This is a genomic window from Clostridium sp. BNL1100 (genome assembly GCF_000244875.1).
GTDB lineage: Bacteria > Bacillota > Clostridia > Acetivibrionales > DSM-1351 > Ruminiclostridium.
This window is the reverse complement of the sequence record NC_016791.1, coordinates 3,021,126-3,040,045: the sequence shown is the minus strand read 5'-3', so window position 1 is coordinate 3,040,045 and position 18,920 is coordinate 3,021,126. Positions and strand designations below refer to the sequence as shown.

Below are 18,920 nucleotides of genomic sequence, written 5' to 3'. Positions count from 1 at the left end.
TTTTGATACCGTTATCCGGTATCCTACGATTTTATATCGATATTTTCAGGAACCTCAGGTTTACCTGCTTTTGAAATAGTATCTCTCATCTGTGTATCAGCTATTACATTCTGGAGATTGTAGTAATCCATTACACCGATTTTTCCTTCACGGAGCGCTGCAGCCATAGCATCCGGTACAAGAGCCTCCGCCTCCACAACCTTTGCCCGCATCTCCTGAACCGCCGCCTTCATTTCCTGTTCTTTCGCTACAGCCATTGCTCTTCTTTCCTCAGCCTTCGCCTGTGCGATATTTTTATCGGCTTCCGCCTGAAGAGTTTGCAGCTGGGCACCAATGTTTCTGCCTACATCAACGTCAGCGATATCGATTGAAAGAATTTCAAAGGCGGTTCCTGCATCCAGACCCTTTGACAGAACTGTCTGGGATATTTTATCAGGATTTTCAAGTACCTCTTTGTGCGAAAAAGAGCTGCCTACAGTTGTTACAATACCTTCACCGACTCTGGCCAAAACGGTAGTTTCGCCGGCACCGCCTATGAGCCTGTCAAGATTGGCCCTGACTGTTACCCTTGCCTTTGCCAGAAGTTCAATACCGTCTTTTGCAACCGCTGAAACATTAGGTGTTTCGATAACCTTTGGGTTTACACTCATTTTAACTGCTTCCAGTACATTTCTGCCTGCCAGATCAATAGCAGCAGCTCTTTCAAAGGGAAGATTCATGTTTGCCCTGTGAGCAGCTATAAGAGCGTCAACAACAATATCTACATTTCCTCCTGCAAGGTAGTGGGCTTCCAGTTGGTTTACATTGAGATCTATACCGCCTTTAACTGCTTTTATTAGAGGCAGTACTATCATGTAGGGCTTAACCCTCCTAAGTCTCATACCAATAAGGTTGAAGATGCTGACCTTTACATTTGCAGCCAAAGCCGATATCCATAAACCCACGGGCACCAGGCTGAAAAACAAAGCAAAGAACAGCGCCAGAGCACATAATATAATAATAAAACCTGTTAAATTCATAACAATCTCTCCTTTTCGTTTGATCTACAATATAATATTAAGCTAAACTTCACGAACAACTATACTCCTGCCGACAACTTTTACTACCTTTACCTTTTTGCCTTGGGGAATAAATGAACCTTCCGATACTACATCAATTTTCACACCATCAAAATCCACTACTCCGGATGGTCTTAAAACAGTGTGACTGAAGCCTTCCTTGCCAAGGAAAAATTCCAGATCTTCTATTCCTATATATCCGGTTGCTTTTTGCTGCGAGTGCTTTAGTATAAGCGGCGACCTTGACAATTTTCCTTTGGTAGCCGAATGGAGTATAATACTGAGCGCAATTCCCAGAATTGCCAGTACAAGTACCATCAGAATCAAAGCCTGCTGGAAGGTTGATGCTATAAAAATAATTCCTATGATTATGAGAATAGCACCTGTGATTCCCGGAGCACCAAACCCCGGATGAAACATCTCTACTATTACAAGGGTTACCCCGATTATCAGAATAAGCCCCTGGATTAAACTTATTTGTACAATGAAATCCAATATTTCCACATTAGATTGCCCCCTTTCTGTGCATATTAATTTATGCTTTTGGGAATATTATATTGTTTTATTTATTTTAAGTAACGGGTAATTGCTGTAAAATACAATAAATAGTCACAAATGTCGGTTTGCTTCATCAAAAGTTTATTTTGGTATTTGCCCTTCGAATATGGTTTCACCGTTATCAACTCGTACATTTATGCTTCCGCCGTAATTAAGGAGGGTTTCCTTTGTAATAGCCAGCCCCATGCCTTCACCTTTAGTGTCTTTTGTTGTGAAACCAGCTTCAAATATTTTATCTATAATGTCCCGGGGGATTCCCGGACCATTGTCTTTGATAGTGAAATAGTAGTTTTTAATGTCTTCATGGAGATTAATTTCTATATATTTGTTGCCGTTAGAGCTTTCAAGTGCATAAATGGCATTATCTATAATGTTACCTATGATTCTGCAAAACTCCCAGGTGGGAATCTTGATTTTATCAAATCTGGAGTTTATGGTTAGTCTGGTTTCAATTCCTCTTTTTTCTCCGGCAAGAACCTTTGCCTGTAACAGAGCGTTAAAAGCAGGAGTGGATGTTCGCATTACACGGCTTACCTTTTGAATATCGTTATAAACCTTTTCGATATAATCTTTAGTGTCGCTGAATTCTTCCAGCTCAATAAGTCCGTAGACTACCTGCAGATGGTTCATGAAGTCATGTCTCTGGGCTCTCAGGGTTTTGTTGAGTTCCTCAAGCTGGAACAGGGTCTGCACAAGAGTATCATTTTTGGAGTTGATCTGGCCCAGACGGTGGATATCTTTTATATTGATAAAAGTATTGAGAAAGGATATCAAAACAATTGTTATATATGAAATGGTTTCACTGTTAAAAGTGATAAAAACGGATGCGTCCCTCAAATACTGGAACACCATTATTCCGATTAATATTGCTACCTGAGTAACATTTAGTATAATCACCGATAAAATTGTTTTGTTGAATGCCAGATTCCTTTTCATTTTGCCTCGCTCTCACGGAACTTAGTAGATACAGGTTATATTATACAAAATGTTCACTCATTTGGAAATATTCCAAGTATGTTTATGGGGGCTTGTCCCTTCAGGGGAGGTAAAGGCAATAGTAGCTTGAACAAAGTGAAAGCCAGCGTTTTTAGACGCTGGCCGGTAACAAGCCTTTATAGGGCTAACACATACCACCCGTTTTACGGGTGGTCATGATTGTAAGTTATATTATTTAGTTGCAAGAACTTTTTTTAGTTTTGCAAATCTAGGAAGACCGTCTTCCTTAGGTGGAGCTGATTCACCTTGGATTAATGGTAAAGCGTAGTCGATAAACTCTTGCTTTAAGCCATTTCCAGCTTCGTTAATCCATTCTCTAGGAATCTTCTTTTCTGTATTTGCAACATCGTTCAAATCAAGTAACTGAATTTCACATTTGTATTCGCTTCCTTCAGCTCTCTTGAAGCCAACCATCTTGTCAGTCATTCCTTCAACAGCATATCTTACAGCCATTTGGCCTGACATGTAGGATTCGTTTACGTCGCTTGCAGAACCGCAGTGAGCAGCACATCTTTGGAGAAGGCTGAATTCGATACCACGAACCTTTGCTCCGGTCTTTTCCTTAACAATTGCAGCCAGAGTAGCAGCAAGACCACCTAACTGTGCATGACCGAATGAGTCTTTCTGATCAGTAAGGTTTGAGCCGTATTCTGAAATGTATTTACCGTTTTTGTCCTTAATACCTTCTGAAACAGCAACGATACAGTTTCCGTTTTCTTTGTAAATTCTAGTACAGTCAGCAAGGAACTGATCCATATCAAAATCGATTTCAGGGAGGTATATCAAGTCAGGACCTGCACCCTTATAAGCAGCAAGAGCAGTTGCAGCTGTCAGCCAACCTGCGTTTCTTCCCATAACTTCAAGTATTGTAATCATACCTGTATTGTAAACTCTTGCATCATGGTAAACTTCCATAGTTGATGTAGCGATGTACTTAGCGGCACTTGAATATCCAGGGCAGTGGTCTGTTCCGAAAAGGTCATTGTCTATAGTCTTTGGAACACCCATTACTCTACATTCATAGCCAACCTTCTGCATGTACTTGCTAACCTTGTTACAAGTATCCATTGAATCATTTCCACCGTTATAGAAGAAATATCTGATATCATATTTCTTGAAAACTTCAACAAGTCTCTTGTAATCTGTTTCGTCCTCGTCTGCTGATTTAAGCTTGTAACGAACAGAACCGAGAGCTGAAGAAGGAGTAGTCTTTAATAAGTCAAGCTCATAAGCATCTTCCTTGCTCATGTCATAGAATTTTTCATCAAGAATACCTTTGATACCGTGAGCTGCACCATATACAGCTGTTATTGCATCTTGCTTTAATGCTTCCTGAAATACTCCGCAAGCACTGGCATTAATTACTGATGTTGGTCCACCTGATTGTCCGAAAATAGCGGCGCCTTTTAAAACAGTCATTTTATATACCTCCTGATATTTATATTAAGTATTAATATATACGTTGCTCTTACCAGACCTTTCTTCAAAAGGACTGATATTACAATCCGCAATCAAATTAAAATATAGCATAACAAGTTGGAAAATGCAATTATACATTACCTAGGTTTGTCAAATAAATATCAAAATATCCCTTGATTTTAAAGATAATATTGCATAAAATAGTAACGGTGAGTTTTTATGTTGGTTAATTTTAGAATTACCTTATTGTTTTCTGATAATATTGGATAAACAATATATAATATAAAGGTAAAATTATTCTTATAAAGGAGTGCATAATTATGCCATTAGTAACTTCTACCGAAATGTTTAAAAAAGCGTATGAAGGCGGCTATGCGATAGGAGCTTTCAATGTTAATAACATGGAAATTATTCAAGGAATAACTGAAGCAGCAAAGGAAGTAAATGCTCCTCTTATTCTTCAAGTATCTGCCGGAGCAAGAAAGTATGCAAACCATACTTATCTTATGAAATTAGTTGAGGCTGCTATTATAGAAACAGGTTTGCCAATCTGTCTGCACCTTGACCACGGTGATACTTTCGAGCTTTGTAAATCATGTATCGACGGCGGATTTACTTCCGTTATGATAGACGGTTCACACCACTCATTCGAAGATAACATAGCACTTGCAAAACAGGTTGTTGAATATGCTCACCCAAGAGGAGTTGTTGTTGAAGCTGAACTTGGTAGACTTGCAGGTATCGAAGATGCAGTTAACGTATCAGAAGCTGACGCAGCATTTACAAATCCTGCTGAAGTTGAAGAATTCGTTACAAAGACCGGTGTTGATTCATTGGCAATCGCAATTGGTACTAGCCATGGCGCATACAAATTCAAGCCAGGAACAAAGCCACAGTTGAGGTTTGATGTATTGGAAGAAGTTTCAAAGAGACTTCCTAACTTCCCAATAGTTCTCCATGGTGCATCATCCGTTATTCCTGAGTTTGTTGAAATGATAAACGGCAACGGAGGAAAAATGCCTGATGCAATAGGTATTCCGGAAGATATGCTCCGTCAGGCTGCTAAGATGGCAGTTTGTAAGATAAATATCGACTCTGACTTGAGACTTGCCATGACTGGTTCAATCAGAAAGTACTTCAACGAGCATCCTGACCACTTCGACCCAAGACAATATTTAAAGCCAGCTAGAGAGGCTATAAAGGGTCTTGTAAAGAACAAGATAGTTAACGTTCTTGGTTGCGACGGTAAAGCTTAATAGATAAACTAAACTTTAAAAGTAAGTAAAGGGAGTGTCGCAAAACTACTTAAAAAGTAGTCAGCGGTGCTCCCTTCTTTTGCTCCAATATTTTTTGTTGTTAAATTGTTGATTACTCTGTAGTTAATTCCCTATTTTGTGGAATTTGAGCGCACTTTAATAGGCCTATTAGATTTCGTTGGAATTTTAGCAGGCTTTTACTTCATGAAGTTCTTTTCCACATCGGTCATTTTGAATTTTGGAGTGTAATTTGTTTATGTTATAGCCAAAACACAGCAGGATAAATTCGGTTTTAACACTGTTTTTCCCTCGTGTTAAAAAACGGCTGAAATTGTAATCACTTTTTAGAACTCCAAAGGCTCCTTCAACTTGGATGGAACGATTTACCCTTAGAAGAATGCCTTTCTCCGTCAAGATGTTTTCATAAGATTTTTGTCTCTTTTTTACAAATGTCTTAGATACCTGCATTTTGCGATTTCCTTGGGCTTTTGTACACTTAGACTTATAGGGGCAATTACTGCAATCTTCACATTCATATATGCTAATCTCGGAACGATATCCTGTTGCTGATTTTCTATGAGTTGTTCCTGACATTTTTAATTGTTTTCCATTATGGCACGTATACTCATCTTTCTCTTCATCATACTGCATATTTTCACGCTTGCTGATATCTTTCTTGAAGCTTTTCTTCTTCCATATCTCGTATGTTTGAGGTTTTATATAGCTTTTCTGATGCTTTTCTTCCAAATACAGATAGTTTTCTTCGCTCTCATAGCCAGAGTCTGCAATTACGTTTTCATAACATCTACCTAAGTTTGATTCCATACTTTTTAGAAATGGGATTAGTGTAGCAATGTCATTCCTATCCTGAAAAATTCCAATGCCAGTAACATACTCGCTTTCAACTCCAATCTGAACATTGTAGGCAGGTTTTAGCTGAGTATTACGCATGTGGTCATCTTTCATATGCATGAATGTTGCATCAGTATCCGTTTTGGAATAACTGTTTCTCCCCTCGAACAGCTGGTTATGGGCATTGTATTTTTCCTGACGTTCTTTAAATTCCTTGAACTGCTCTGTGAATCTTTGTAATTGAGTTTTACGTTTTCCGATTCCATGAACAAATTCTATGTTATCTTCTTTTTGCTTGTCCTTTAAATATTCAAGAACTTGCTCTAAATCCGCCAATATGCTATCTTTTGATACTGAAAAGTTAGTCAAATATGACTGGTTTATATCCTCTAAGCAAGCTTTTATTTTCTCAAACATCTTTGCTTCGTTTTTATTGACTACTTTCTTCCATACAAAGGTATAGCGGTTTGCATTTGCCTCAATTTTAGTACCATCCACAAAAAGGTTTTCGAATTTAACTTCTCCGATAGAATGCAGGTGCTGTACCATTTGATAGAATAGGTCTTCTATTGCCTCTGGAAGATAATCCTTACGGAATCTGGCTATAGTTGAGTGATCTGGCTTTGATTCCCCTTGGAGCAACCACATGAAATTAATATCTCTTTTACATGCAGTTTCAATTTTTCTACTTGAGTATATGTTATTTGAGTTTGCATATGTTATTACCTTAAACATGGTCTTTGGGTCAACTGCCGGTTTTCTTCCAGTAGAAGAGTAAGCCTTATACAACTTTGTGTAATTCAATCCCTCCAATATTTGGCTTAACAGTCTGACAGAATCATCTTCAGGTATTAACATCTCCAAATTTAAAGGCAAAACTAATTGATAGTATCCGTTAAATTCGGTATAATTTTTATGTTGCATAAGTTTTTTCACAAATTAAATTATACAACACTTGCGGGCCCTACGGGACCCGCATTTTACTATTTTAGGGACAAAAAGGGGACTGTTGCACAGTGAATAAATTTATTCATTGTGCAACAGCCCCTTTTTATTTTATCGAGATTTATAGTAATCCTTGTTATATCTGTATCAACATGATATAATTGCACTATATCATGTTGATACAGACGGAGGATATTATGGCTAAGGAAAATACAACCTCATTTATAATACTGGGGTTATTAAATCACGAGGATTCCAGCGGGTATGATTTAAAGAAAAAAATTGATTATATGATAAGCAGATTTTGGGAGGTTGGGTACGGTCAGCTGTATCCCACTCTCAGACAGCTTGAAAAAGGTGGGATGGTAACAAAACGTACAGGAGAAAACTCAAAGGGCCCTGAAAAAAGCGTTTATTCCATTACTGCAAAAGGACGGGAGGCCTTGAAACATTGGCTTAATGTACCAGGTGCAAAGGAATACACAAAATATGAAATACTTCTGAAGCTTTTTTTTGGAAATATGGTTTCTTACAGGGAGAATATTGAAAGAATAGAAAATTTCAAAGAACGCTATATAAATGATTTGAAAATGATTCAGATGTATAAGACGAATCTGGAAAAGGTTATTGACGAAGAAGACGATCACTTATATTACTTTTTGACAGTCTTGTTCGGGGAATTTATATACAAAGCATATATTGAGTGGGCGGATGAAGCTCAAAAATTATTAAAAAATCATATAAATCAAAACAACGACAAGGGGTGCTAAAAATGAGACGTCACAAAATCAGAAATACATTATTACTTTTTTCCATGCTTCTTTTTCCGGTAACACTGAACTACCTTTCTCCCTATCTTATCGTTCAGGGAAGCTTTGCCGGTATTGTTTCGGGAAGTGCAGTATTTTTTTTAACATTGTTTCTTTTTTCGTTATTTTTTGGGAGAGCCTACTGTGGTTGGATTTGTCCTGCCGGAGCTGTACAGGATTGTTGTGTACATATTAATAACAAAGCTGCCGGTAGAAAGCAGAATTTAATTAAATACTTTATATGGGTACCATGGCTTTTAGCTGTAATAGCGGGTTTCATATCAGCTGGAGGAATAAAGGAATTCAATCCTGTATTTTTGACAGACTATGGTGTTTCTGCCTCAAGCCTACAGGGATGCATAATATATATGTTTGTAGTAATACTCATTGCTGTAATATCCTTGAGTTTTGGAAAAAGATCCTTTTGTCATTCCATATGCTGGATGGCACCTTTTATGATATTGGGGAGCAAAATTAAAAGCAAACTGGGTTATCCGTCGTTACATGTGAAAACTGATTCATCGGCTTGTGTAAATTGTAAAAAATGTGACAGCAATTGTCCTATGAGTATACAAGTCAGCACAATCGTAAAAAGTGATAAAAAAAGAATTGACAATGTGGAATGTATTTTGTGCGGAAAATGTGAGGAAGTATGTCCCAAAAAGGCTGTTAAATTGAGTGTAAGATAATTACAATATTTTTTTCAGTATTAAAAAAATATTAAATTTTGGTACACTTGTTGTTAATGTTACCATAAATGCTTTATATTTATTATATGAAATATATAGAATATTGTTTTATTTTTGGTTATTTCTAAACTATGGGGCTTTTTGGGGGTTAAAATGAATAAAAAAATCGGGGCAGTATGTATTTTGCTGGTATTTCTAACGATTCTGCCAATCGCCGGATACAGGCTATTTGCAGACAAAAATTACGAAGGAAATGTCTCAAATGCACAGACGATATCTAAAAATGAAGATTTACGAGGAGTATGGATTGCATCAGTATCCAATATAGATTTTCCTTCAAAGCCGGGTATCAGCGCTGATATGCAGAAAAAGGAACTGGACGAAATAGTAAGCAATACCAAATACATGGGACTTAATGCTATTTTTTTTCAGGTAAGGCCTACGGGAGATGCTCTTTATAAATCATCCATTTTTCCATGGTCAAAATACTTGACGGGAAAACAGGGGAAAGAAAACGATAATGGTTTTGACCCTTTGGCATACATAATTCAACAGGCGCATAAAGAAGGAATACAGGTTCATGCCTGGATTAATCCACTTAGACTTTCGATGGGAACAGCGTCTAAACCTGACAAGGATGTTAATGTACTTTCAGCTAATCATCCTGCCAGAAAAATACCTGACGCAGTTGTTGCTGCTCCTACAGGACAGCTGTATCTTGATCCGGGGAATCCGGCTGCTATAAAACTGATAACTGACGGGGTAGCCGAAATTGTCAAGAATTATGATGTTGACGGTATACATTTTGACGACTATTTCTATCCTTCTAAATCAGAAAGTAAGGGTGTTGATTTTAACGACTCGGCTTCTTATGAAAAATATAAGGGTAGTTTTAAAAACAAGGATGACTGGAGACGTAATAACATAAACACACTTGTTAAAAGTACCTACGATACTGTAAAAAATATAAAGCAAACGGTTCAGTTCGGTATAAGCCCCTTTGCAATATGGTCTAACAAGGACAGAAACATAGAGGGCTCGAGTACACAAGGCGGTATATCAACATATTATGATCACTTTGCAGATTCTAAAAAGTGGGTAAGGGAAGCATATATTGATTACATAGCACCTCAGATTTATTGGAATATGGGATTCAAGGTAGCAGATTACTCTATCTTGGTAAACTGGTGGAAAGACGTTTGCAGTGGTACAAAAGTGAAGCTATATGTTGGTCATGCAGCATATAAAATAAATGACACAACACAATCAAATGACTGGCTTGACCCTCTGCAAATTCCAAAGCAAATTGCATATAACAGGAAAAGTAACGCCGTAGAGGGAAGTATATTCTATGGATATTCCAAGCTGAGAGACAATGCACTTGGTATAAAGGACAAGCTCAGAGGAATATTTGTATCCGGCAGAGACCCCGGAAGTGCCGTACCCGAGGACAGACAGCTGTTTATAGCTTCTCCTTCTAACGGTTACAAAACTTCAGCTTCCAAGATAAGTATTTTGGGGGGCGGTGACCCTAAACAGCCTATATATCTTAACGGTAATAAAATTGAGGTTTCAGATAATGGTTACTTTACCGTATACACAGACTTAAAAGTAGGAGAAAACAAGCTTATATTCACCCATAAAGGTAAGGAAACGATATTAAAGATAACACGCACCGCAAAAACAACCTCAAGTCCTTACAAGATGTCAAAGGTTGAGTTCAGAAATGGTTATTTTTCTCCTACCCAGAGTATGACTATGCAGACAGGCCAAAAGATTACATTTTCCTGTCAGGCTCCTGCGGGTTCCAAGGTGTGGGTTGAAATTGGAGGCTACAAGACTGAGTTAAAACAGACAGCCACAGTTGACGCAAACAAAGGAACACTAACACCTGCTAAGTATTCAGGAACCTTTACAATGCCGCAGGTTTCAGGTAAAGAGCGCATTAAAAGTCTTGGAAAACCTGTTTTTGTAATGGAATACAAAGGTGCAAAAATCACCTCAAAGCAAAGCAACACAATAAGTGTACAATCGTCAAAATATTATAAGTATGCCGTTGTTAGTACAAACGATGCAGAAGCTGTAGCGCGCTCAGGCCCATCAACGGATTATTCAAGAATAACACCTTTGATAAACGGTGCGACAGATTATATTGTAGGTCAGCAGAACGGTTTTTACCTATTAAAGAGCGGAGTATGGACAGCCGCAAGCAATGTAAAAGTTGTAAACGACAAGGCACTTGCAGCCAACAAGATTTCAGCAGTATCCTTAAAGTCAAACGGCAGCTATACGGATATTAGCTTTAAAATGCCTGTCAATACGGTGTTTGGTGTTGAGGCTGCTGCTAATAACATTAAATTGACACTGTATAATACATCAGGTGTGAACGTTAGTAAATCGATACCATCCGGTGCACCCTTTTCTGCAGTTAAGTATAAGGCTGTTTCCGGTGGAGCGCAGTATATCTTTGAGTTGAAATCAGCTAACAATTATTTTGGTTATTATACGGAATATAAAAATGGTTCACTTGTATTTTCCCTTAAAAATGCACCCAAGATTTCCGGGAGTGGGTCAAAGCCTTTGACTGGCTTAAAGGTAGTACTTGATGCAGGACATGGAGGTTCAGAATCAGGTGCCACGGGGCCAATGGGTAAATACGGACTATATGAAAAGCAGGTAAATCTGGCAATAACTTTAAATGCCCGGAAATACTTGCAATCACTTGGCGCAACGGTTATTATGACAAGGACTTCGGATAAGACTGTCACCCTTAATGAAAGAGCCAACCTTATCAGGAAAGAAAAGCCTGATATTGCAGTTTCAATCCATAATAATTCAATGGATGTAACCGCTGACTATACAAAACACACAGGGTTACTGGTACTGTACTCTAAAGACAGCTCAAAGGCAGCCGCAGGATATATCAAAGACCAGTTGGTGACTGACCTCAAGAGAAAGGATGATGGCTACAGATGGCAGAGCCTTTCAGTGTGTACTGTTACCCAATCACCTGCAATTCTTATTGAGGGAGGGTTTATGTCCAATCCTGCCGAGTATGAGTGGCTTGCAGATTACAATAATCAAGTTAAGATAGGTAATTCTGTTGGTAAAGCTATTGAAAACTGGGCGTATTCAAATGCAAGATAACATAAAATTTTATAACGGAAAGAAAAAGTAATCCCTGTATAACAGAATTAAACCACGTCAATAATTGTATTGAGGTGGTTTTTTTATGAAAAGAGTGGGTATACCAAAAGGATTATATTATTACAAATATTCAACACTATGGGAAGCCTTTTTTAAAAATCTTGATGCAGATGTAATAGTTTCTGATACTACCAACAAAAAAATACTTACAAAGGGTTCAAATACATGTGTTTCAGAAGCATGTATTCCAATTAAGGCATATTTTGGTCACGTAATGGAACTGATAGGTAAAGTTGATTATATATTTATGCCAAGGTTCACTAGTGTTGCAAAGAAGCAGTATATATGTCCGGAAATTTGCGGAGTAACCGACATGATACGTAATTCGGTTAAAGAACTTCCGAAAATAATCGATACTGAAATAAACTTAAGAGAATCTCCTAAAAATTCATGGCATGCGGCTCTTTACACCGGGGAGTTTTTGACAAGGGACAGGAAGAAAATAAGCAGTGCTTACAAGGAAGCATTAAATGAGTATAAAAGTAAAAGAAGATCGTTGAAATTTGCTGATACAGAGTTTGGTGCAGCCCCGGAAAATAATAAATTGACTATTGCAATAATAGGTCACAGCTACACTGTTTATGATACATTCCTCAATATGGAGCTTACGAAAAAACTGAATAAATACGGTGCAGATGTGGTGACACTTGATATGCTGGATTATCTTGTATCAAAGGACAGTTGTAAGGAATTGGAGAAGCAGTTCTTCTGGGATTACGGTACAAGGGCATACGGAGGTGCCATACAGCTTATTAAGAGCGGCAGAATAGACGGTATTTTGGCACTTACATCTTTCGGCTGTGGCGTTGACAGCTTTGTAGACGAGCTTGTTGAAAATAAAATAAGGAAGGAAAGCGATATACCGTTTATGAAGCTGGTACTGGACGAACATTCTGCAGAAGCCGGATTTTTAACCAGACTTGAAGCATTTATCGATATGATTGTAAGGAGGCGTGATAATGATTTTTACATTTCCACATCTGGGAAACACTTATATAATTGCTAAATCGTTTCTGGATGATTTCGGGGCAGAATATGTAGTTCCTCCTTTAAACAGTGACAAAACACTGGAAATAGGCCTGAAATACTGTGCAGAAGCCCATTGTCTTCCTTTTAAGCTTTTTGTGGGGAATATGGTGCAGGCTTATGAAATGGGAGCAGACACCATGCTTATTACAGGAGGCTGCGGGCCATGCAGGTTGGGCTATTTTGGGGAGATGCTGAAAAAACAGGCACAAGATATCGGTATAAAAATGGATTTAATTACATTGGAGGTACCGGATCAGGGATTGAAAGAGCTGGCATCACGTATCCGAAGGGTAAGCGGTACATCAAATGTATTAAATATAGCCAGAGTCATCAATTCCGCAAAAAATATTGCTGTCAGGCTGGATAGTCTTGAGTATCTTGCAAGGGAAAAGCGTGCAGTGCAGAGGGTGAGAGGAAGCGTTGACAAGATTTATCAAGGCTTTCAAAGGGATATTCTCAACGTAAAAGGTTCTGAACAAATAGAAAAGCTTATAAAAGATATAGAGATCGCATTAAATCAGGTAGATGTCAACATGGACTTAAAACCTCTCAGAGTAGGAATAGTTGGTGAGATATTTACCACAATAGAGCCATATGCCAATTTCAGGATTGAAAAGATGCTGGGTGAAATGGGAGTAATGGTTACAAGGCCTGTCACTGTGAGCGGATGGATTATAAATGAAATGGTCAAAAAAAGATTGCCATTTCTCAAAGACAGTAAACATGAGGAGGCTGCAAAAAAATATATGCCTCATATGGTTGGAGGACATGCCCAACACACCGTTGGAAACAGTGTGTTGAATGCACTGCACGGTTATGACGGGGTAATTCACCTTTATCCTCTTGGCTGTATGCCGGAGATAGTATCTCAGGCAATCCTGCCCAGAATTGAGGAAGATTACGGTATACCCATTATGACGGTAATTAGGGATGAAATGACCGGAGAAGCAGGATTTGCAACAAGAGTTGAGGCATTTATTGATTTACTTAAAAAGAGAAGGGACGAACATTTGAATGAGCAGAGTAAAATGCTTTATGGGAATTGATGTAGGTTCCGTAAGCACAAATATAACTTTGATTGATGAAAATAATAATTTGATTGAAAAGCTGTATATGAGAACAGACGGACAGCCTATAGAATCCATTAGGACAGGCCTGAAGGATATGTACGAGAGATTAGGTCAAAGTATTGAGATAGACGGAGTAGGGACAACAGGCAGTGGAAGACAGTTGGCCGCAGCTATAGTTGGTGCCGATGTTGTAAAAAATGAAATAACCGCCCATGCGGTGGCAGCCCAGAAAGAAATTCCTGATGTCAGGACAATTATTGAGATAGGCGGCCAGGACTCAAAAATTATATTGCTTAAAAATAATGTAGTACATGATTTTGCAATGAATACAGTTTGTGCTGCCGGAACAGGCTCATTTCTTGACAGACAGGCAGCTAGATTAGGAATATCTATTGAAGATTTCGGGTCATACGCCGTTAGGTCTGAAAATCCTGTGAGAATTGCCGGCAGATGTGCCGTATTTGCTGAAAGTGATATGATACATAAGCAGCAAATGGGTTATTCACGTGAAGACATTGTAAGAGGCTTGTGTGATGCACTTGCAAGAAATTACCTTGCAAATTTGGGAAAAGGGAAAAAGCTTGAAGGCCCAGTAGTATTTCAAGGCGGTGTTGCTGCAAATATCGGAATAATTCAGGCCTTTGAAATGGCATTGGGTACAAAAATTGTTATTCCACAAAATCACGATGTTATGGGAGCATATGGTGTTGCCATACTTGCACATGAAGGGCTGGGAAGCAGTTATGAAAAAACGGGGTTTGCTGGCTTTGACAGACTTATGGGAGATTATACCGCAAAAAGCCGGGAGTGTGACGGCTGTTCTAACGGTTGCGAAATAGTTCAGATAATAATGGACAACAACCCCGTTGCATGCTGGGGTGACAGATGCGGAAAATGGAGTGGAACAGTAGTATAGATTACGGTAGCAAAAATATTGAAAACTATAGCCGGGAGATAAAGGTTTCCCGGCTATAATAATATTACTTTCTATTTATTCTTGATCCGATCCCCCAAGCAGAAACCTAGAAAATCTGGGCCAATCCCGTGTATTGCCTTGCAATTTATACGCTCGTAACTGCCCACCTAAAGAGGTAGTATGACGTTTAAATTACAAAATGCATGAATTAAACGGTAAAAAGTAATTAATCAGGGTGAAAAGTATATAGAATTGTTGTCAAATATACTTTTAAAAGTCCATAATTTGTTATAAAATAAAATTATTAACTTTATTTGAAAGGAGGACCATATGAAAATAAATAAAAAAAGGGCATTAGCGTTACTTTTTATTGTTATAACTGTTTGTCTCACTTTGTTTTCTGCTTGCTCGGAATCCAAGGATGACAGCATTGTGGAGGATGGAAGTAAGAGTGCAAAAGCAATAGCAGGTTCAAGCCAGGTTAATGTCAGACTGTACAAATATGATGTAGGTGTTACAGATAAACCTGCGCAAACAGAGTTGTTAGTCTTTGCAAAAGAAGAGTTAGAAAATAACACATTAAATGTTTTAAATGAAGTTTTTTCTTCGGATGAGCTGTCCTTGCTTAACGCTACAATTGACAAGGAAAATAAGTGTATAACTGTTGACCTTCCTCAAAAAGTGGCAACTTTGCTTGAGACTAATAAAAGAGTAGCAGATGCTTTGACATATGAGTTTGTTGTTACACTTCAAAATATTCCGGGCATTGAAAAGGTAGTTTTAACAATAGAAGGTAAAAAAGACAGCATAGGTAAATATCACGATTTTAAAGGCACTTTTGTTAAAATCGGCGAAATTACTTTCAAAAAGGATACGGGAAAATAGAAATACATAAAATAAAAAACAGTCTGATGTAAGCTTAATAACTTATATCAGACTGTTTTATTTATGCAATCAGTTTTATACAATCCATTTTATCAGCCCGGTATCAAATCTGTTTATTAAATATTCATGTTTTGGTGTTATACGGAAGGTATAGCCATATTCTCCTCCATCATAGATTTTAAGATTAATCGAATACCTGTAGGTACCTTCACCTGTTTTTTCGTCACAGTGCATTTGTGCTGATTGAGCATTTTCTATTTTTCCGTTTGATAGTGTACCATAGTATACCTCAACAGTTACGTTTGATGGGTCTATATAACCAAGGCAAACGGTTGATGAGAGATATATTTCCTGACAGGAATCAGTTTTGTAATATTTAAGGTCTCCGGCTGATTTTTCTGCAAAGAGCTGTACGTTAGGCCAGTTTGAATTTAAATGGCTCCTAAACTCACACATTGACCTTGCAAGACTGTAATTATCGGTACATATTTTTGAACTTCCTGTTATTGCCGGCACATACATACTTCCGGTATATTCCTTTACCATTCTGTCGGTACTGTAATTCCATGCAAGAGAACTTATAGAGTTCTTCATAATTCGTACCCATTCGGTAGGAACACCTTTTTCATTTACATTGTAAAAAAGCGGTATAATCTTATGCTCAAGTGTATCGTAAATAGATTCACTGTCTGTATTGTCCTGTATGTGCTCATTGTCAAATTCGGATTCATCGCCAATTACCCAACCGTTTTCACCGTTGTAACCCTCACACCACCAGCCGTCCAGTATACTGAAGTTTATAACTCCGTTTATACAAACTTTTTGACCGCTGGTACCGCTGGCTTCAAGGGGCCTTCTGGGGTTGTTCATCCAAACGTCAACACCTTGCACCAGATTTCTGGCTACCGTCATATTGTAGTTTTCAAGAAGGATTACTTTGCCGTAAAAGCCTTCCATTTTAGCAATATCATTTATGTTCTTAATAACATCATGGGCAGGACCGTCCGCAGGATGAGCTTTTCCCGCAAAAATAATCTGCATTGGCCTTTCCGGGTCATTTAGTATCTTCTGTATTCTTGCCAGATTTCTGAAAATCAGATTGGCACGCTTGTAGGTAGCAAATCTTCTGGCAAAACCAATCGTAAGTACGTTTGGATCCAAAAAGCTGTCCACTTGCCTTACAGCTTCCATGGATTCTCCGTTGGCAAGCTTTTGTTTCTTCAATCTGTCTCTTATAAAGGTTATAAGCTTGTTTTTAAGTTCAACATGAGTAGCCCATAATTCCTCGTCGGGAATACTATTAACATTGGTAAAGGTTTCTTGAGAATAAATTTTCTTTTGCCAGTCTCTTTCCAGATATTTATCATACAAAGCTTTAATTTTTGGTGAAAGCCACGTAAGGGTATGTATTCCATTTGTAACATAGGTTATTGGAACATCATCCTCAGGTACTTCAGGCCATACGTCACCGAATATTTTTCTGGATACTGCACCATGAAGTCTGCTTACACCATTTTTCCTACCTGCAAGGGTAAGGGCCAGAACAGTCATGTTAAAATTCTGGTCTTCCGGTTTTTTCAGACCCAGTTCAAGAAAATCATATCTGCTAAGGCCAAGCTGCCCCCAGAAATCTCCAAAGTATTTATCCATCATAAATAAAGGAAAAACATCATTTCCTGCAGGAACCGGGGTATGGGTAGTAAATATTGTGGAATTTGCCACTACCTCCATTGCCTCGTTGAAATTCAGATGTTTTTCATTAATAAGTTTTCTTATAAGTTCAAGCCCCATGAAGGATGAATGTCCTTCGTTCATATGATATACATTTGCCTGTATGCTAAGAGCATCAAGTACACGTATACCGCCTATACCGAGAAAAATCTCCTGCTGAATTCTTGTTTCCTGGTCTCCACCATACAGTCTGGATGTCAGTGACCTGTCTGCAGGGCTGTTTTCAGCAACATCTGTATCCATAAGATAAAGGTTTATCCTGCCAATCTGTACTTTCCAAACGATTGCATACACAGTACGGCCTGCAAAGGTTATGTTTATACGAACCTGTTCGCCGTTGGAATTAAGAGCGGGCTGCATGGGAAGCTGAGATATATTTAAATCGTTAAAGCAGGTCTCCTGCCAGCCGTCTTTATTGATTCTCTGGCTGAAGTAACCTTGTTTATAAAACAGTCCGATTGCTGTAAATGGTATACCCAAATCACTTGCCGACTTGCAATGGTCTCCTGACAAAACACCTAAACCGCCGGAATATATGGGAAGGACTTCACTTAACCCATATTCGGCTGAAAAATATGCTACCATTTTATCGGTATGTTCCGGATGATTTTGAGAAAACCATGTATTCTTTTCAGACATATAGCTGTCAAAGGAAGCAACTACTTTATCAAGACGGCTCAAATATTCTTCATCCGAAAGTTTAGCTTGAAGTTTTTTCTGACTTACCTCCTGTAAAAAACGGACAGGGTTTTTGTCAACCTTTTCCCACAGCTCCAAATCAATTTCTCTATAAAGGTCAATTGCCTCCGAATTCCATGTCCACCATAAATTATAAGCGATGTCATTCAATCTCTTGAATTTTTCTGGTAAGGTAGATATTACGTTGATTTTACCGACTAGATACATACTCATCCTCCTAACCTAAGTACTGTTTTCCAGAAATGTTTATTTGTTATCATAACATATCAGAACTCTTATTGGTAGTATTTACAAAAAATTAACCTTCTAAGTATCTGGAAAATAATACATACACTAAAGTACAAAAACAATAAATAAAATACCTGTTTGTGAAAATAATAATAGCATGATTAAGAGATTTTTTATTTATGGAATAGTTGGCTGGAGCATGGAAATCGTCTGGACGGGACTATATTCCCTGACACACGGCAATGCCGGTCTTGAAGCTTATACAAGCCTCTGGATGTTTTTTATATATGGAAGTGCTGTTTTCCTGGAGCCTTTGCATGATATAATCCAAAGCTGGAATATATTTTTGAGAGGTATCATTTGGGTTGTCATAATCTGGGGAATAGAATATTCTACAGGTAAGATATTGTTGAATATACTTCATGTATATCCTTGGAGGTATTATGGAAGATTCGCCGTAGAGGGGCTTGTACGGATAGACTATGCACCTGCATGGTTTATAGCCGGACTACTATTTGAAAGGGTTCATAAAACCCTTGATAGGGTTGTAATTAAGCAAAGAACCTAATTTTA

General features: G+C 38.1%; 15 protein-coding genes. 9 read left to right on the top strand and 6 right to left on the bottom strand.

Features of this window, described 5'->3' with window-relative positions:
* Positions 1-23 precede the first annotated feature (23 nt).
* From floA to CLO1100_RS12850, 4 genes are all read right to left on the bottom strand, one after another.
* A complete protein-coding gene (floA, locus tag CLO1100_RS12865; RefSeq protein ID WP_014314186.1) occupies positions 24-1,019 on the bottom strand; it encodes a flotillin-like protein FloA in 996 nt (331 codons plus the stop codon).
* 42 nt (positions 1,020-1,061) lie between these two features.
* Positions 1,062-1,562, bottom strand: a complete 501-nt coding sequence (locus tag CLO1100_RS12860) for an NfeD family protein (protein WP_014314185.1) — start codon at positions 1,560-1,562, stop codon at positions 1,062-1,064.
* Positions 1,563-1,697: 135 nt separating this feature from the next.
* Positions 1,698-2,552: an ATP-binding protein gene (locus CLO1100_RS12855; protein ID WP_014314184.1), complete on the bottom strand. Its 855-nt coding sequence runs from the start codon at positions 2,550-2,552 to the stop codon at positions 1,698-1,700.
* Positions 2,553-2,783: 231 nt separating this feature from the next.
* Positions 2,784-4,031: a 6-phosphofructokinase gene (locus CLO1100_RS12850; protein ID WP_014314183.1), complete on the bottom strand. Its 1,248-nt coding sequence runs from the start codon at positions 4,029-4,031 to the stop codon at positions 2,784-2,786.
* Between the two features lie 320 nt (positions 4,032-4,351).
* On the opposite strand from CLO1100_RS12850, the gene fba reads away from it, so the two are divergent.
* On the top strand, positions 4,352-5,287 hold the full coding sequence (fba, locus tag CLO1100_RS12845; RefSeq protein ID WP_014314182.1) for a class II fructose-1,6-bisphosphate aldolase: 936 nt from the start codon (positions 4,352-4,354) through the stop codon (positions 5,285-5,287).
* A gap of 186 nt (positions 5,288-5,473) precedes the next feature.
* Here the strand turns inward: fba and CLO1100_RS12840 are convergent, their stop codons facing one another.
* Positions 5,474-7,063: an IS1182 family transposase gene (locus CLO1100_RS12840; RefSeq protein ID WP_014312332.1), complete on the bottom strand. Its 1,590-nt coding sequence runs from the start codon at positions 7,061-7,063 to the stop codon at positions 5,474-5,476.
* 218 nt (positions 7,064-7,281) lie between these two features.
* Here CLO1100_RS12840 and CLO1100_RS12835 point away from each other — a divergent pair, with 218 nt between their 5' ends.
* The 7 genes from CLO1100_RS12835 to CLO1100_RS12805 all read left to right on the top strand — a co-directional run bounded on the left by CLO1100_RS12835 (position 7,282) and on the right by CLO1100_RS12805 (position 15,689).
* Positions 7,282-7,854, top strand: coding sequence for a PadR family transcriptional regulator (locus CLO1100_RS12835; RefSeq protein WP_014314181.1), 573 nt, complete (start codon positions 7,282-7,284; stop codon positions 7,852-7,854).
* 2 nt (positions 7,855-7,856) lie between these two features.
* A complete protein-coding gene (locus CLO1100_RS12830; RefSeq protein ID WP_014314180.1) occupies positions 7,857-8,582 on the top strand; it encodes a 4Fe-4S binding protein in 726 nt (241 codons plus the stop codon).
* Between the two features lie 153 nt (positions 8,583-8,735).
* Positions 8,736-11,729: a family 10 glycosylhydrolase gene (locus tag CLO1100_RS12825; protein WP_014314179.1), complete on the top strand. Its 2,994-nt coding sequence runs from the start codon at positions 8,736-8,738 to the stop codon at positions 11,727-11,729.
* Positions 11,730-11,814: 85 nt separating this feature from the next.
* Positions 11,815-12,795, top strand: coding sequence for an acyl-CoA dehydratase activase-related protein (locus CLO1100_RS12820; protein ID WP_014314178.1), 981 nt, complete (start codon positions 11,815-11,817; stop codon positions 12,793-12,795).
* On the top strand, positions 12,749-13,864 hold the full coding sequence (locus CLO1100_RS12815) for a hypothetical protein (RefSeq protein ID WP_014314177.1): 1,116 nt from the start codon (positions 12,749-12,751) through the stop codon (positions 13,862-13,864). Before CLO1100_RS12820 ends, CLO1100_RS12815 begins: the two co-directional genes overlap by 47 nt.
* Positions 13,833-14,804 carry an acyl-CoA dehydratase activase gene (locus CLO1100_RS12810; protein WP_014314176.1) on the top strand — a complete coding sequence of 324 codons (972 nt, stop codon included), beginning with the start codon at positions 13,833-13,835 and terminating at the stop codon, positions 14,802-14,804. Before CLO1100_RS12815 ends, CLO1100_RS12810 begins: the two co-directional genes overlap by 32 nt.
* 330 nt (positions 14,805-15,134) lie before the next feature.
* Positions 15,135-15,689: a GerMN domain-containing protein gene (locus CLO1100_RS12805; RefSeq protein WP_014314175.1), complete on the top strand. Its 555-nt coding sequence runs from the start codon at positions 15,135-15,137 to the stop codon at positions 15,687-15,689.
* Positions 15,690-15,764: 75 nt separating this feature from the next.
* Here the strand turns inward: CLO1100_RS12805 and glgP are convergent, their stop codons facing one another.
* The gene (gene glgP / locus CLO1100_RS12800) at positions 15,765-18,326 is read right to left on the bottom strand and encodes an alpha-glucan family phosphorylase (RefSeq protein WP_014314174.1); all 2,562 of its coding nucleotides are present in this window, start codon (positions 18,324-18,326) and stop codon (positions 15,765-15,767) included.
* 178 nt (positions 18,327-18,504) lie between these two features.
* Here glgP and CLO1100_RS12795 point away from each other — a divergent pair, with 178 nt between their 5' ends.
* Positions 18,505-18,915, top strand: a complete 411-nt coding sequence (locus CLO1100_RS12795; protein WP_050814145.1) for a hypothetical protein — start codon at positions 18,505-18,507, stop codon at positions 18,913-18,915.
* Positions 18,916-18,920: the final 5 nt, after the last annotated feature.

Coding starts and splice junctions, on each gene's coding strand:
- CLO1100_RS12850 (WP_014314183.1), bottom strand. CDS start 4,031: ATGACTGTTTTAAAAGGCGCCGCTATTTTCGGACAATCAGGTGGACCA.
- CLO1100_RS12840 (WP_014312332.1), bottom strand. CDS start 7,063: ATGCAACATAAAAATTATACCGAATTTAACGGATACTATCAATTAGTT.
- fba (WP_014314182.1), top strand. CDS start 4,352: ATGCCATTAGTAACTTCTACCGAAATGTTTAAAAAAGCGTATGAAGGC.
- CLO1100_RS12830 (WP_014314180.1), top strand. CDS start 7,857: ATGAGACGTCACAAAATCAGAAATACATTATTACTTTTTTCCATGCTT.
- CLO1100_RS12820 (WP_014314178.1), top strand. CDS start 11,815: ATGAAAAGAGTGGGTATACCAAAAGGATTATATTATTACAAATATTCA.
- CLO1100_RS12795 (WP_050814145.1), top strand. CDS start 18,505: ATGATTAAGAGATTTTTTATTTATGGAATAGTTGGCTGGAGCATGGAA.
- CLO1100_RS12835 (WP_014314181.1), top strand. CDS start 7,282: ATGGCTAAGGAAAATACAACCTCATTTATAATACTGGGGTTATTAAAT.
- CLO1100_RS12815 (WP_014314177.1), top strand. CDS start 12,749: ATGATTTTTACATTTCCACATCTGGGAAACACTTATATAATTGCTAAA.
- glgP (WP_014314174.1), bottom strand. CDS start 18,326: ATGTATCTAGTCGGTAAAATCAACGTAATATCTACCTTACCAGAAAAA.
- CLO1100_RS12855 (WP_014314184.1), bottom strand. CDS start 2,552: ATGAAAAGGAATCTGGCATTCAACAAAACAATTTTATCGGTGATTATA.
- floA (WP_014314186.1), bottom strand. CDS start 1,019: ATGAATTTAACAGGTTTTATTATTATATTATGTGCTCTGGCGCTGTTC.
- CLO1100_RS12805 (WP_014314175.1), top strand. CDS start 15,135: ATGAAAATAAATAAAAAAAGGGCATTAGCGTTACTTTTTATTGTTATA.
- CLO1100_RS12825 (WP_014314179.1), top strand. CDS start 8,736: ATGAATAAAAAAATCGGGGCAGTATGTATTTTGCTGGTATTTCTAACG.
- CLO1100_RS12810 (WP_014314176.1), top strand. CDS start 13,833: ATGAGCAGAGTAAAATGCTTTATGGGAATTGATGTAGGTTCCGTAAGC.